This is a genomic window from Pseudomonas sp. S2_E02, assembly GCF_054668355.1.
Genome location: NZ_CP162761.1, coordinates 3,849,449 through 3,863,785, shown reverse-complemented (window position 1 = coordinate 3,863,785; position 14,337 = coordinate 3,849,449). Strand labels below are relative to the sequence as shown.

At 58.1% G+C, this 14,337-nt stretch carries 12 protein-coding genes; 3 read left to right on the top strand and 9 right to left on the bottom strand.

The genetic code is table 11. The features are described 5' to 3' along the window. Nucleotides 1-106 precede the first annotated feature (106 nt). The 3 genes from rpoD to rpsU all read right to left on the bottom strand — a co-directional run bounded on the left by rpoD (nucleotide 107) and on the right by rpsU (nucleotide 4,684). Nucleotides 107-1,951, bottom strand: a complete 1,845-nt coding sequence (gene rpoD, locus AB4O01_RS17415; protein WP_093441990.1) for an RNA polymerase sigma factor RpoD — start codon at nucleotides 1,949-1,951, stop codon at nucleotides 107-109. 67 nt (nucleotides 1,952-2,018) lie between these two features. Then, nucleotides 2,019-3,983, bottom strand: a complete 1,965-nt coding sequence (gene dnaG, locus AB4O01_RS17410; protein ID WP_093441982.1) for a DNA primase — start codon at nucleotides 3,981-3,983, stop codon at nucleotides 2,019-2,021. 485 nt (nucleotides 3,984-4,468) lie between these two features. Next, complete coding sequence (gene rpsU / locus AB4O01_RS17405) at nucleotides 4,469-4,684, bottom strand: 30S ribosomal protein S21 (protein ID WP_002551877.1); 216 nt, start codon at nucleotides 4,682-4,684, stop codon at nucleotides 4,469-4,471. A 199-nt stretch (nucleotides 4,685-4,883) separates the two neighbouring features. On the opposite strand from rpsU, the gene tsaD reads away from it, so the two are divergent. Then, complete coding sequence (gene tsaD, locus AB4O01_RS17400; RefSeq protein WP_093441977.1) at nucleotides 4,884-5,909, top strand: tRNA (adenosine(37)-N6)-threonylcarbamoyltransferase complex transferase subunit TsaD; 1,026 nt, start codon at nucleotides 4,884-4,886, stop codon at nucleotides 5,907-5,909. Nucleotides 5,910-5,932: 23 nt separating this feature from the next. Here the strand turns inward: tsaD and plsY are convergent, their stop codons facing one another. Next, nucleotides 5,933-6,502, bottom strand: coding sequence for a glycerol-3-phosphate 1-O-acyltransferase PlsY (gene plsY, locus AB4O01_RS17395; RefSeq protein WP_093441972.1), 570 nt, complete (start codon nucleotides 6,500-6,502; stop codon nucleotides 5,933-5,935). 74 nt (nucleotides 6,503-6,576) lie between these two features. Between plsY and folB the strand changes: the two genes are divergently transcribed. Beyond that, complete coding sequence (gene folB, locus AB4O01_RS17390; protein ID WP_064390789.1) at nucleotides 6,577-6,933, top strand: dihydroneopterin aldolase; 357 nt, start codon at nucleotides 6,577-6,579, stop codon at nucleotides 6,931-6,933. Continuing rightward, complete coding sequence (gene folK / locus AB4O01_RS17385) at nucleotides 6,924-7,439, top strand: 2-amino-4-hydroxy-6-hydroxymethyldihydropteridine diphosphokinase (RefSeq protein ID WP_460089089.1); 516 nt, start codon at nucleotides 6,924-6,926, stop codon at nucleotides 7,437-7,439. Before folB ends, folK begins: the two co-directional genes overlap by 10 nt. A 91-nt stretch (nucleotides 7,440-7,530) precedes the next feature. Here folK and AB4O01_RS17380 read toward each other — a convergent pair whose 3' ends face one another. From AB4O01_RS17380 to glpE, 5 genes are all read right to left on the bottom strand, one after another. Further along, complete coding sequence (locus tag AB4O01_RS17380; RefSeq protein ID WP_099757327.1) at nucleotides 7,531-8,754, bottom strand: multifunctional CCA addition/repair protein; 1,224 nt, start codon at nucleotides 8,752-8,754, stop codon at nucleotides 7,531-7,533. 63 nt (nucleotides 8,755-8,817) lie between these two features. Next, nucleotides 8,818-10,380: a SpoVR family protein gene (locus tag AB4O01_RS17375; protein ID WP_093441957.1), complete on the bottom strand. Its 1,563-nt coding sequence runs from the start codon at nucleotides 10,378-10,380 to the stop codon at nucleotides 8,818-8,820. Further along, complete coding sequence (locus tag AB4O01_RS17370) at nucleotides 10,377-11,648, bottom strand: YeaH/YhbH family protein (RefSeq protein WP_007910114.1); 1,272 nt, start codon at nucleotides 11,646-11,648, stop codon at nucleotides 10,377-10,379. The genes AB4O01_RS17375 and AB4O01_RS17370 overlap by 4 nt, the downstream gene beginning before the upstream one ends. Before the next feature lie 121 nt (nucleotides 11,649-11,769). After that, complete coding sequence (locus tag AB4O01_RS17365; RefSeq protein ID WP_007910115.1) at nucleotides 11,770-13,692, bottom strand: PrkA family serine protein kinase; 1,923 nt, start codon at nucleotides 13,690-13,692, stop codon at nucleotides 11,770-11,772. Between the two features lie 295 nt (nucleotides 13,693-13,987). Then, nucleotides 13,988-14,317 carry a thiosulfate sulfurtransferase GlpE gene (glpE, locus tag AB4O01_RS17360; protein WP_108592089.1) on the bottom strand — a complete coding sequence of 110 codons (330 nt, stop codon included), beginning with the start codon at nucleotides 14,315-14,317 and terminating at the stop codon, nucleotides 13,988-13,990. Between the last annotated feature and the right edge of the window lie 20 nt (nucleotides 14,318-14,337).

Genomic DNA, 14,337 nt, shown 5'->3' with positions numbered 1-14,337 from the left:
GGGATGATTGTTTCGAGTGTAGACGGGGTATGCGGGGGAGGGGTGTTGCGAGGGATTTAATCTGCCATATAAACAAAACCCCCGGCCTGGGCCGGGGGTTCTGGTATCACTCGTCGAGGAAGGAGCGCAGATGCTCGCTTCGCGTCGGATGGCGTAGCTTGCGCAGCGCCTTGGCTTCGATCTGACGGATCCGCTCACGCGTTACGTCAAACTGTTTGCCCACTTCTTCGAGTGTGTGGTCGGTGTTCATGTCGATACCGAAACGCATGCGCAGTACTTTGGCTTCACGGGCAGTGAGGCCGGACAGCACTTCGCGAGTCGCTTCTTTCAGGCTCTCGACAGTGGCGACATCGATTGGCGACTGCATGGTCGAGTCTTCGATGAAGTCACCCAGATGGGAGTCTTCGTCATCACCGATCGGGGTTTCCATGGAGATCGGCTCTTTAGCGATCTTCAATACCTTACGGATCTTGTCCTCAGGCATTTCCATGCGTTCGCCCAGCTCTTCCGGGGTCGGTTCGCGACCCATTTCCTGCAACATCTGCCGGGAAATGCGGTTGAGCTTGTTGATCGTCTCGATCATGTGCACCGGAATACGGATGGTGCGGGCCTGGTCGGCGATCGAGCGAGTGATCGCCTGACGGATCCACCAGGTGGCATAAGTCGAGAACTTGTAACCACGACGGTATTCGAACTTGTCTACCGCTTTCATCAGACCGATGTTGCCTTCCTGGATCAGATCGAGGAATTGCAGGCCACGGTTGGTGTACTTCTTGGCGATCGAGATCACCAGACGCAAGTTGGCTTCAACCATCTCTTTCTTCGCGCGGCGGGCCTTGGCCTCACCGATCGACATGCGACGGTTGATGTCCTTGATTTCTGCGATGGTCAGACCGGTTTCGGTTTCCAGCGCGATCAATTTCTGCTGGCAACGAATGATGTCCGGTTGCACGCGACCAATGGCTTCGGCGTATTTGCTCTTGCCTTTGGCCAGGGCGTCGGACCAGCTTTCGTCGACTTCGTTGCTCGGGAACTGACGCAGGAAATCGGCGCGTGGCATACGTGCATCACGTACGCACAGTTGCATGATCGCGCGCTCTTGCTGACGCAGACGATCCAGGGCACTGCGGACACGCTCGACCAGGCCTTCGAATTGCTTCGGCACCAGTTTGATCGGCATGAACAGTTCGGCCAGTGCGAGCAACTCGGCAATCGCTGCCTTGTTGTTGCGACCGTGCTTTTTCAGGGCCTTGCGGGTGATTTCCATCTGGTCAGCCACGGCGCCGAAACGCTGGGCAGCGATGACCGGATCCGGACCGCTTTCGGCTTCTTCTTCGTCATCGGAAGATTCGGCTTCATCGTCGTCGGTGTCGTCGTCGGCTTTCGCCACTTTAGCTTCGACAGGCGGCGGCACTTCGGCAGGCGGCGCAATGCCGTCGTCCGGGTCGATATAACCGCTCAGAACGTCGGACAGGCGACCACCTTCGGTGGTGACGCGGGTGTACTCGGAGAGAATGTGGTCAACCGTGCCAGGGAAGTGCGCGATTGCGCTCATCACTTCACGGATGCCCTCTTCGATACGCTTGGCGATTTCGATTTCGCCTTCACGAGTCAGAAGCTCGACCGTACCCATTTCACGCATGTACATGCGCACAGGGTCAGTGGTGCGACCGATATCGGTCTCCACCGCTGCCAACGCAGCGGCTGCTTCTTCCGCAGCGGCCTCGTCGGTATCGGCGTCGGCCAACATAAGGGCGTCCGCATCCGGAGCACTCTCGTGTACGGGGATCCCCATGTCGTTAATCATGCGGATGATGTCTTCCACCTGCTCAGGATCTGAAATATCCTCGGGCAGGTGGTCGTTGACCTCGGCGTAAGTCAGATACTTCTGCTCACGACCCAGTTTGATCAACTCAATAATACGAGACTGCTGTTGCGCTTTTCCGGACATAACACCCTATCCACTGAAGGTCTTGGCGGGCAAAAAACAAGCCGAGGATTATACCTGAGCTATGACCTCACGCGCCAGTTGAGGTCGGGTTTGATGCGGAAACATTGCGACTTAGTAGGTCGCGCAGTTGGTTTTTCTCTTCAACGCTCAGTTCGCTTTGACGCGCTTTCCTGAGCAACTGTTCCAGATTTCGCTCGCGTTGGCGGGCTGACAAGCTAGTAATGGTGTCGAAAAACTGTTGTTCAAGGTTATCGCCGTCAATCAGCCACTCCTTTTCTGCCAAAGCCTTGAGCAAGCGTCCCTGTTCAGTGCCGTGCCATCGCGCGATCAACTGAAATGAGTTTAGCTTGGGATTCTTCTGTACAGCTTCGAGCAGGGCCACAAGTAACTGGGCGTTGGTCTGATTCTCGTCCGCAATGTGCCCGGCATCTTCGACGCGCTTGGCCAATTGCGGGTGATGAAGCAGTGTGCGCAGGGCGGTCAGGGTTGGCGACTCGACGCCAATCGGTGTGCGCGGGCGCTGCTGATCGCGATCACCGCCACGTTTGCCGTTCTTGTCCCAGGGCTTTTTGTCCCACTTCTTGCCGCCAGCACCGGGCTTTTTCGGCGTCCACTCCTGCTGCGGCACATACATGTCCTGTGCCTGCGGCTGATGGTAGTCGCTGTAGTCCGGCATCGCATCGTAATCGATGCCCGGATCGTAGGCAGGAGGCGCTTCCTGCGGTGCGCTTTGTGCCAGCTGACTGACGGTTTCGCTGCTCAGGCCGGTAATTTCGGTCAGGCGCTGACGCATCAGAATACGCAGGTTGGCGCCCGGCACTTTATCGATCAGTGGTGCGGCGAGGGTGGCCATGTGGGCCTTGCCTTCGAGCGAGCGCGGATCGGCTTCTTCGGTCAATTGCTGGAAGAAATAATCCGCCAGTGGCTGAGCGTGCTGATTGATCCGGGCCTTGAAGGCGTCAGTGCCTTCGGCGCGCACCAGGGTATCCGGGTCTTCGCCTTCGGGCAGAAACAAAAAGCGCGCCCGGCGGCCGTCTTGCAGGCTTGAAAGCGTTGCTTCCAGGGCGCGCCACGCGGCGTTGCGGCCGGCCTGGTCGCCGTCGAAACAGAACAACACGTTCGGTACGACGCGGAACAGGCGCTTCAAATGTTCTTCGCTGGTCGCGGTGCCCAGCGTCGCGACGGCATTCTTCAGCCCCTGCTGTGCGAGGGCGATGACGTCCATGTAACCTTCGACGACGATGATTTCGTCGAGGTTGCGGTTGTTCTTGCGTGCTTCATAGAGGCCATAGAGTTCCTGGCCTTTATGGAATACCGGGGTTTCCGGTGAGTTCAGGTATTTCGGCTTGTCGTCGCCGAGTACGCGGCCGCCGAAAGCGATGATCCGCCCGCGGGTGTCGCGGATCGGGAACATTACGCGATCGCGGAAGCGGTCATAGCGTTTGCCGGTTTCGGCGTTCTCGATCAGCAGGCCTGCGTCGATCATGGCCTTCTGCTGCAATGTATCGCTGCTCAAGTGCTTGAACAGATTGTCCCAGCCCGGCGGCGCGAAACCGAGGCCGAAATCCCGGGCGATCTCGCCAGTCAGGCCGCGTCCCTTGAGGTAATCCACTGCAGCTTTGCGTGCCGGATGGCTCTTGAGCGCCTGCCGGTAAAAGTCGGCGGCGGCGGTGAGCAGTGGATACAGCGGCGAATCGGTCGGCTGCCGTGGCTTGCGCTCGCGGCCGCTTTCTTCGCGGGGGATTTCCATACCGGCGGCTTTGGCCAGATCTTCGACAGCCTGGGGGAAATCCAGGTTGTCGTGATCCATGAGAAAGCCGAGGGCATTGCCGCCGGCGCCACAGCCGAAACAGTAATAGAACTGCTTGTCGGGGCTGACGCTGAAAGACGGCGTTTTCTCTTTGTGAAACGGGCAACAGGCGGTGTAGTTCTTGCCGGCCTTCTTCAATTGCACGCGCGAACTGACCACATCGACGATGTCGGTGCGGTTCAGCAGGTCGTCAATGAAGCTCTGGGGAATCAGCCCGGCCATGGCGTTCTCGTCGTCTGCGCTGTAATAAGTCCGATGCGAAAGGCTGCCGGACGCGGGTCATTGTTTGAAGCACGCAAAATGTGCGGCTCGACCGGTGTCGTCTGCGTAATCGCTGTCGGGAAGTGTATCTGCCGAAAATCCACTGACGTTAGTACTCATCAGTCGTCGACTATTTGAAAGTGTTGCGCTGAATCCGCTGACGGCCGGTTCAGGGCCTCGGATCGCTCAATAAAGCGGGCACGCATGCAGGTGCCTTGGGCTGATCGTCGTAAGAGGAATCAGTGGGTGTGCTCGTCAGTAGCCTTGAAAGGCTCGTCAGAAAAGACGTGCACCGCTGGCAAAAGAGCCAGGTCTGACGTGTGAAGCAGATTCGTCTTGGTCGCGTGTGCGGCTTCGACGGTGAAGCATCAAGCGTTTTACGCAAATGCCATTAGCCCGGCTGAGAGCCGGGCTTAGGCAAGAAGCTTGCTACGAACGTCTGTGTATTAGTACAGACGAACGGCGCGGCGCTGTTCGCGCTGAACTTTCTTGGCGTGACGCTTAACAGCGGCTGCTGCTTTGCGCTTACGCTCAGAAGTTGGCTTCTCGTAAAATTCGCGGCTACGAACTTCAGCCAGTACACCGGCTTTTTCGCAGGAGCGCTTGAAACGACGCAGAGCTACGTCGAAGGGTTCGTTCTCTTTAACTTTGACGGCTGGCATCCAGAGCTACCTTCATTCATTACCGGGGTCAACATCCTCGCGGCAAAAGAGCACTTGAAGACGTCGGTTTTTAAGGGTTGCGGATGTTAACCCCTCATCGCTCGGAATGCAAAGCCTCTGATCGAAAACCGCTGGTCGGGGCATCACGCGGCGACTATTATGCGCGCCTTCGAATTCAGCCTAAACAAGGCGCAAACCCATGCTAGTACTGGGATTAGAAACCTCCTGCGACGAAACCGGCGTCGCATTATATGACAGCGAACGCGGCCTGCTGGCCGACGCACTGTTCAGCCAGATCGACCTGCACCGCGCTTATGGCGGCGTGGTGCCGGAGCTGGCCTCGCGTGACCACGTCAAACGCATGCTGCCCTTGATCCGTCAGGTGTTGGCCGAGGCTGACTGCGTACCGACCGAGATCGATGCAATCGCCTATACCGCGGGTCCTGGCCTGGTTGGCGCATTGCTGGTCGGCGCTTCCTGCGCTCAGGCACTGGCGTTTGCCTGGGGCATTCCGGCGCTCGGCGTGCACCACATGGAAGGCCACTTGCTGGCGCCGATGCTGGAGCCGAAACCGCCCGAATTCCCGTTCGTCGCTTTGTTGGTCTCCGGTGGTCATACGCAGCTGGTTCAGGTCGATGGCATTGGCCAATACAGTTTGCTCGGCGAGACGCTGGATGATGCCGCCGGTGAGGCATTCGACAAAACCGCGAAGATGATGGGTCTCAATTATCCGGGTGGGCCGGAAATCGCCAAGCTGGCCGAGAAGGGCGTCGCAGGACGTTTTACCTTCCCGCGTCCGATGTGTGATCGCCCGGGTCTGCAATTCAGCTTCAGTGGTCTGAAAACCTCTGCGCTCAACGCCTGGCAGCAGTGCGTCAACGCCGGGGACGACAGCGAGCAAGCCCGTTGCGACATCGCGCTGGCGTTCCAGCAGGCCGTGGTGGAGACTTTGACCATCAAGTGCAAGCGTGCCCTGAAGCAGGCCGGCATGAAGCGTCTGGTGATTGCGGGCGGCGTCAGCGCCAATAAGGCGTTGCGTGTTTCGCTGGAAAAGATGCTCGGCGACATGAAGGGCGATGTGTTTTATGCACGCCCGGAGTTCTGTACCGACAATGGCGCGATGATCGCCTTTGCCGGTTGCCAGCGTTTGCAGGCCGGTCAGCAGGAAAGTCTGGCGATCAGCGTGCAGGCGCGCTGGCCGATGGAGCAATTGTCGGCGTTGTGATGAGTGGCGCTCATGGCCGGTATTTAAAAATGCCGTTCGCGCCCGGCAAACAGGTCGCGTAGATTGCCGCGGTGGCGCCAGACGATCAGCAGTGTCAGCGCGCTCATCGGCAGCAGCGCTTCCGGTTCCTGCCAGGCCAGCAAAGGCAGGGTCAAGGGGGTTGCGATCAGTGCTGCGAGCGAGCTGGTGCGGGTCAGGTAAAACGTCAGTAACCAGGCGCATACTGCCAGCAGCGCGGCGGGCGGATACAGGCCCAGCAGCATGCCGGCAGCGGTGGCGACACCCTTGCCGCCACGAAAGCGAAAGTACAGCGGGAACAGGTGACCGATCACGGCGCACACGCCGATCCACGCCTGATCCTGCAGCGAAAGGCCGGCAGTCGAAGCGATCAGCACCGGCACCAGGCCTTTGCACAGATCACCCAGCAGGGTCAGGATCGCCAGTTTGCGACCGGCCAGGCGCAGCATGTTGGTGGCACCGGCATTACCCGAGCCACTCATTCGCGGATCCGGGTTTCCGGTCAGGCGGCTGAGCAAAATGGCGAAGGACAGCGAGCCGAGCAGGTAGGCGAGAGTCGCCAGTAACCAAAACATGCTAACTATTCCGGGCGAGGACGCCCTGATTCTAACGGCGCATTGCGCCCTTGTCGTGCAGCGGAGAGAAGTGCTTGGACAGAGTGTTTATCGAAGGCCTGGAAGTCGACACCGTGATTGGTGCCTACGACTGGGAGCGCGGCATCCGCCAGTGCCTGCGCCTTGATCTGAGCTTCGCCTGGGACAATCGCCCGGCCGCCGCCGGTGATGACCTGACCCTGGCGCTCGACTACGCCAGCGTGTCCACGCGAATTCAGGCGTTTGCCGAGCAAGCGCAGTTTCAACTGGTCGAGACCTTCGCCGAACGTCTGGTTGAAGTGCTGATGAGCGAATTCAAGATCACTTGGGTACGCCTGAAGCTGACCAAACCCGGCGCCGTTCCGGCTGCCAAGGGCGGCGTGGGTGTGGAGATCGAGCGCGGATGTCGCTGACTCAGGTCTACCTCGGGCTCGGTAGCAATATCGAGCGCGAAACTCATTTGCGCGCTGGACTCGACGCTTTGGCGACGTTTCTGGTGGATGTCCGCTGTTCGGCGGTGTTCGAAAGCGCGCCTGTGGGCATCAAGAGCGGGCCGTTCTTCAATTTCGTGGTGTCGGCGTATACCGACCTGCCGTTGATGGAACTGGATCGCCGCTTGAAATTCATTGAGGCGGATAACGGTCGCTATGCGCCTGATCGCAAGGGCTTGCCGCTGGATATCGACGTGCTGTTGTATGGTGATCTGGCGGGGAATTTCGACGGACTGGTTCTGCCGCGCGCGGAGATTCTGAAAAATGCTTTTGTGCTGTGGCCGCTGTCGCTGATTGCGCCGGATCGCGTGCATCCGGGGGTGGGAAAGAGCTTCGCGACTTTGTGGGCTGAAGCGCAGATTGATCAGGTGCTGGCGCCGGTGCCGTTCGAATGGCGGGGTGAGCAGTTAACCCCGCCGAATCTTTAAAAGCAAAAGATCGCAGCCTGCGGCAGCTCCTACACGGGAATATGCGTTTCTCTGTAGGAGCTGCCGCAGGCTGCGATCTTCTGATCTTGCTTCAGGCGTTCTCTTTGTAAGCCTTCAACGCCTTCAGTCGCTCACGTTTCAGCGCTTCGCCCAGTTCCGGGCCCTTGAATCCCTTCTCCAGTAACGGCTGCACCGCAACCTCTCGCGCAGCCTTCGCCGCACCGCGCAAATAATCCGCCTGTGGATAACTTCTCTGCTCCAGCCCTTTACGGCCTCGGGCGTCCATTTCGCATGCCGCGATAAACTCTTCAAACCGCTGCGGTCGGCGATACACATCAAAGCTCTGCAACAGCTCAAGCAGCGTCGAGGCCTTCAACTCCAGCGCCCGGTGGCTGTGGGTGTGGTACTTGCCGACCAACAAGGCCAACTCCTGACAATCCTTTGGTGCCTTAAAGCGTTCGTTGACCGCTTTGATCAGCTTCAATCCCGTGTGCTCATGGGCGATGTGTCGCGGCCACTCTTCCTCTGGGGTCAGACCTTTGCCGAGATCGTGCAGCAGGCAAGCCCAGCGTACCGTCAGCGGTTGTTTGTGCAGCGCTGATTGCTCCAGGACGCTGAGGGTGTGCAGGCCGGTATCGATTTCCGGGTGATGCGCTTCCGGTTGTGGCACACCGAAAAGCGCGTCGACTTCTGGCATCAGTACTTTCAGTGCGCCGCAGTCGCGCAGCACCTGAATGAACACTTGCGGCTGATCTTCCATCAGTGCCCGGGAGATTTCTTTCCAGCTACGTTCAGCGGTCAACGCCTCCAGCTCACCGGACTCGCTGAGCTGACGCATCAATTCCAGCGTCTCCGGTGCGACAGTAAAACCCAGCCCGGCATAGCGCGCTGCGAAGCGGGCAACGCGCAATACGCGGAGGGGATCTTCGGCGAACGCCGGAGAAACGTGACGCAGAATCCGGGCTTCAAGATCGCGCTGGCCATGGTAGGGATCGGTCAGATTGTGCTCATTGTCCTCGGCCATGGCGTTGATGGTCAGGTCGCGACGAATCAGGTCTTCCTCAAGCGTCACTTCGGGGCTGGCGTGAAAAGTGAAACCGCCATAACCGCGCCCGCTCTTGCGTTCGGTGCGGGCGAGGGCGTACTCCTCGCCGCTTTTGGGATGAAGAAACACGGGGAAATCCGCGCCAACCGGGCGATAACCCTGGGCGAGCATTTCTTCCGTGCTGGCACCGACTACGACCCAATCGATGTCGGTGACTGGTTTGCCCAGCAAGCGATCACGTACGGCACCGCCAACCTTGAAAATCTGCATAAAAAACCTCCGTTAGCCCGACAGAATAACCCTTGCGTCAGACTTTCGGAGGCCGAAACCGGATCAAAGATGAATGACGGCAAGGTCAAGTCGACCGTAATCCCCTTCGCTGTGTTCACTGCGTGGCGGTACGTGGTGGGTTTTCATGATCTGGTCGCCTTGCAGGGTTTCCAGATGGATATCGAAGCCCCACAAGCGATGCAGATGTTTAAGCACTTCGTCAGTGGAGTCTCCCAGCGGTTTGCGATCGTGCTGTTGGTGACGCAAGGTCAGTGAGCGGTCGCCGCGCCGATCGATGCTGTAGATCTGCACGTTCGGTTCACGATTGCCGAGGTTGTATTGCGCGGCCAGTGTTTCGCGGATGATCCGGTAGCCGGGTTCGTCATGAATCGCAGGCACCAACAAGTCGTCCTTCTGATCGTCATCCATGATGCTGAACAGTTTCAGGTCACGGATCACTTTCGGCGATAGATACTGCAGGATGAAACTCTCATCCTTGAAGCTGCTCATGGCGAATTTGATGGTCGACAGCCAGTCGCTCCCGGCAATTTCCGGGAACCAGTGACGATCCTCTTCGGTAGGTTCTTCACACATGCGCCGGATGTCGCGATACATGGCGAAACCCAGCGCGTAGGGGTTGATGCCGTTGTAGTAAGGGCTATCGAAACCTGGCTGAAACACCACGCTGGTGTGCGAGGTGAGAAATTCCATCATGAAGCCGTCGGTAACCAGCCCTTCGTCATACAGGTCGTTCATCAGCGTGTAGTGCCAGAATGTTGCCCAGCCCTCGTTCATCACTTGGGTCTGGCGTTGCGGGTAGAAGTACTGGGCGATCTTGCGCACGATCCGCACGATCTCGCGCTGCCACGGTTCCAGTAACGGCGCGTGTTTTTCGATGAAGTACAGGATGTTTTCCTGCGGCTCGGCCGGGAAGCGTGCGTTGTCCTTGTCGCTGTATTTATCCGCGCCTTTGGGAATGGTGCGCCACAAATCGTTGATCTGCTTTTGCATGTGCTCTTCACGATCCTTCTGCCGACGCCGTTCTTCTTCGGCGGAAATCGGGTAAGGACGTTTGTAGCGGTCGACGCCGTAGTTCATCAACGCATGGCAGGAGTCGAGCAGGTCTTCTACTGCATCGATGCCGTGACGCTCCTCGCACTGCATGATGTACTGCTTGGCAAACACCAGGTAATCGATGATCGAGCTGGCGTCGGTCCAGGTGCGGAACAGGTAATTGCCCTTGAAGAAACTGTTATGCCCGTAACAGGCATGCGCAACTACCAGCGCCTGCATGCAGATGGTGTTTTCCTCCATCAGATAGGCAATGCACGGGTCAGAGTTGATCACGATTTCGTAGGCGAGGCCCATCTGCCCACGGCTGTACGACTTTTCCGTGCTGAGGAAGTGTTTGCCGTAGGACCAGTGGTGGTAGCCCAGTGGCATGCCCACCGAGGCATACGCATCCATCATCTGCTCGGCGGTGATCACTTCAATCTGGTTGGGGTAGGTATCCAGCGCATAGCGGGCCGCGATCCGGGCTATTTCGCGGTCATAGGTCTGGATCAGCTCGAACGTCCATTCGGAGCCGGTGGAAATGGGTTGGCGCTTCTGCTCTTTGGCGGTCATGTCACTAACCTGCGCTGGAAGAGTTCACGGAAGACCGGATAGATATCCCCGGCCGAGACCAGTTGCTGCTGGGCAAAAGTGTCAGAGAAGGCTTCGGCGATGCGTTCGTACTCGTACCACAAGGCCTGATGTTCGCGCGGGGTAATCTCCACATAAGTGTAGTACTGCACAAACGGCATGATCTGGTTGATCAGGATGTCGCGGCAGATTGGCGAGTCATCATTCCAGTTGTCGCCGTCGGAAGCCTGCGCCGCGTAGATATTCCACTCGTTGCTCGGGTAACGCTCGGCCATGATCTCCTGCATCAGTTTCAGGGCACTGGAAACGATGGTGCCGCCGGTTTCCCGTGAATAGAAAAACTCCTCTTCGTCGACTTCCCGGGCGCTGGTGTGGTGGCGGATGAACACGACATCGATCTTGTCGTAGTTCCGTTTCAGGAACAGGTACAACAGGATGAAAAAGCGTTTGGCGATGTCCTTGGTCGCCTGGGTCATGGAGCCGGAGACGTCCATCAGGCAGAACATCACCGCTTTTGAACTGGGGTTGGGCTGCTTGATCAGCAGGTTGTACTTCAAGTCGAAGGTATCGAGGAACGGCACGCGATGGATGCGCGCGCTGAGTTTTTCGATTTCCGCCTCGAGTTCCTGAATATCGCCGAAGTTGTCCGGCTCTTCGCGTCTCAGACGCTCAAGTTCTTCTTTCACTTCGCGCAGTTTTGCCCGACTGCTACCGGACAGGGCAATGCGTCGCGCATGAGCCGAACGCAGGGTGCGGATGATATTGATGCGCGACGGGTTGCCTTCGTTGCTGATCCCGGCGCGCACGGTTTTGAAAGTGTCGGTGCCGCTCAGGTTGCGTTTGACCAGGTTCGGCAGTTCGAGGTCTTCGAACATGAATTCGAGGAATTCTTCCTGAGTGATCTGGAAGACGAATTCGTCCATGCCCTCGCCGGAGTTGCCGGCCTTGCCCGGGCCGCGTCCGCCACCGCCTCCCGGCGGGCGGGCGATGTGTTCGCCGGCGGTGAACTCCTTGTTGCCCGGATGCACCACGGTCTGCTTGCCGCCGCGGCCATGGTGAAGCACCGGTTCGTCGATGTCGCGACCGGGAATACTGATCTGTTCGCCGTGCTCCATATCGGTAATGGAGCGCCGGCTGACCGCCTCTTCGACAGCCTTCTTGATGTGGTCACGGTAACGCCGCAGGAAGCGCTGACGGTTCACCGTGCTCTTGTTCTTGCCATTGAGACGTCGGTCGATCACATAACTCATAGGAAGCCCTCCGGGCAGCTTCAAGTTGTGAGCTTCAAGCTGCAAGTAAAAGCAGGTTCCCGGGCATCAGTGGGTTACGCGCTTTGTTCTTGCAGCTCGTAGCTAGAAGCTTGCAGCTGCTTCACTGCGACTTCCGTACCCGTAGGTACCATTCGGAAAGAAGCCGTACCTGTTTGTCGGTGTAGCCGCGTTCGACCATTCGAGTGACGAAGTCGTTGTGCTTTTGCTGATCCTCTTTGCTGGCCTTGGCATTGAAGCTGATGACTGGCAGCAGGTCCTCGGTGTTCGAGAACATTTTCTTCTCGATGACCACCCGCAGTTTCTCGTAGCTGAGCCAGGTCGGGTTCTTGCCGTTGTTGTTGGCGCGTGCGCGCAGTACGAAGTTGACGATCTCGTTGCGGAAATCCTTCGGATTGCTGATGCCGGCCGGTTTTTCGATTTTCTCCAGTTCTTCGTTCAGCGCGACGCGGTTGAGAATCTCGCCGGTTTCCGGATCGCGGTATTCCTGATCCTGAATCCAGAAGTCCGCGTACAGCACGTAGCGGTCGAAGATGTTCTGGCCGTACTCGCTGTAAGACTCGAGGTACGCGGTCTGGATCTCCTTGCCGATGAATTCGATATAACGCGGCGCCAGATATTCCTTCAGGTAGCGCAGGTAGCGCTCGCGGGTTTCGGCCTGGAATTGTTCCTGTTCGATCTGCTGTTCCAGCACGTAGAGCAGGTGCACCGGGTTGGCAGCGATTTCATGCGGATCGAAGTTGAAGACCTTGGACAGGATCTTGAAGGCAAACCGGGTCGACAGACCGTTCATGCCTTCGTCGACGCCTGCCGAGTCGCGGTATTCCTGGATCGACTTGGCCTTCGGATCGGTGTCCTTGAGGTTTTCGCCGTCGTAGACGCGCATCTTCGAATAGATGTTGGAGTTTTCCGGCTCCTTGAGGCGCGACAGCACAGTGAACTGCGCGAGCATCTTCAAGGTGTCCGGCGCGCAATGCGCTTTGGCCAGGGAGCTGTTGAACAGCAGTTTGTCATAGATCTTCACTTCGTCACTGACGCGCAGGCAGTACGGCACTTTGACGATATAGATCCGGTCGATGAACGCTTCGTTGTTCTTGTTGTTGCGGAAAGTGTGCCATTCCGATTCGTTGGAGTGGGCGAGCAGGATCCCGGTGAACGGAATCGCGCCGAGGCCTTCGGTACTGTTGTAGTTGCCTTCCTGCGTCGCGGTCAGCAATGGGTGCAGCACCTTGATCGGTGCCTTGAACATTTCGACGAATTCCATCAGGCCCTGGTTGGCACGGCACAGCGCACCGGAGTAGCTGTAGGCGTCGGCGTCGTTCTGTGGGTATTCCTCGAGTTTGCGGATGTCGACTTTACCGACCAGTGCGGAGATGTCCTGGTTGTTCTCGTCGCCCGGTTCGGTCTTGGCTACGGCGATCTGGTTGAGGATCGACGGGTACAGTTTGACCACGCGGAACTGGCTGATGTCGCCGCCGAATTCGGCCAAGCGCTTGGTCGCCCAAGGCGACATGATGGTGTTCAGGTAGCGCCGTGGAATGCCGAAGTCTTCCTCGAGGATCGCGCCATCTTCGGTGGCGTTGAACAGACCCAGAGGCGATTCGAATACTGGCGAGCCCTTGATGGCGTAGAAGGGCACTTTTTCAATCAGCTGTTTCAGCTTTTCGGCCAGGGACGATTTACCGCCACCGACGGGACCGAGCAGATAAAGGATCTGTTTCTTCTCTTCCAGGCCTTGGGCGGCATGGCGGAAATACGAAACGATCTGGTCGATGCATTCTTCCATCCCGTGGAAGTCTTCAAAGGCCGGATAGCGGCGGATCACCTTGTTGGAGAAGATGCGTGACAGCCTCGAATTGGTCGAGGTGTCGAGCAGTTCCGGTTCACCGATGGCCAGTAATAGACGCTCGGCGGCAGAAACGTAGGCGCTCCGGTCTTTTTTGCACAGCTCCAGGTACTCTTGCAGCGAGAGTTCTTCCTGGCGTGTGGACTCGAAGCGTTGTTGGAAGTGGCTAAAGATACTCATGACGTCACCTCGCTCGATACGTGGAGCCGACGCCGGATCACTCAGTCGATGCTGGCAAACAACCGTTTAGGCAGCTGTTTGTTTACCCCCAGAACACTTTCACGATCGACAATCGTGAAAGTCACTCCCGATGACCCGTGCGCCGGTGTACCGGCTCTCCCCTGTTTTGGATGGCCTGGGCTTAAGGATAGTTGGGAATTCGGGAGGTAAAGGCGAGATACGTAATTAGTTGTGGCAAGACCGTTCGTCTGCCAGCGCGGGCCCACGGCAGCCGGGGCCTGCGCGTGACAAAAAATTATTCGGCGGTGCCTTGCGCAGTTTCCGCAGGATAAGTCGTACGCCACAGCTCGAAGCCGCCGTCCATGCTGTAGACGTCGGAGAAGCCTTGGCTGATCAGGTAGGCCGCAGCACCCTGGCTGGAGTTGCCGTGATAGCAGACGACGACGGTCGGCGCATCAAGGTCAGCGCCTTGAATGAAAGCGTGCAGGGAATGGTTGTCCAGATGCTTCGAGCCGCGGATGTGCAGGGCGGCGAAAGTCGCCGGGTCGCGCACGTCGACGACGACAGCACCTTGTTCACGCAGGGCCTGGGCCTGTTCCGGGGGGATTCGTTTGAATTCGCTCATGGCGGGTTCCTGTTGCTCGG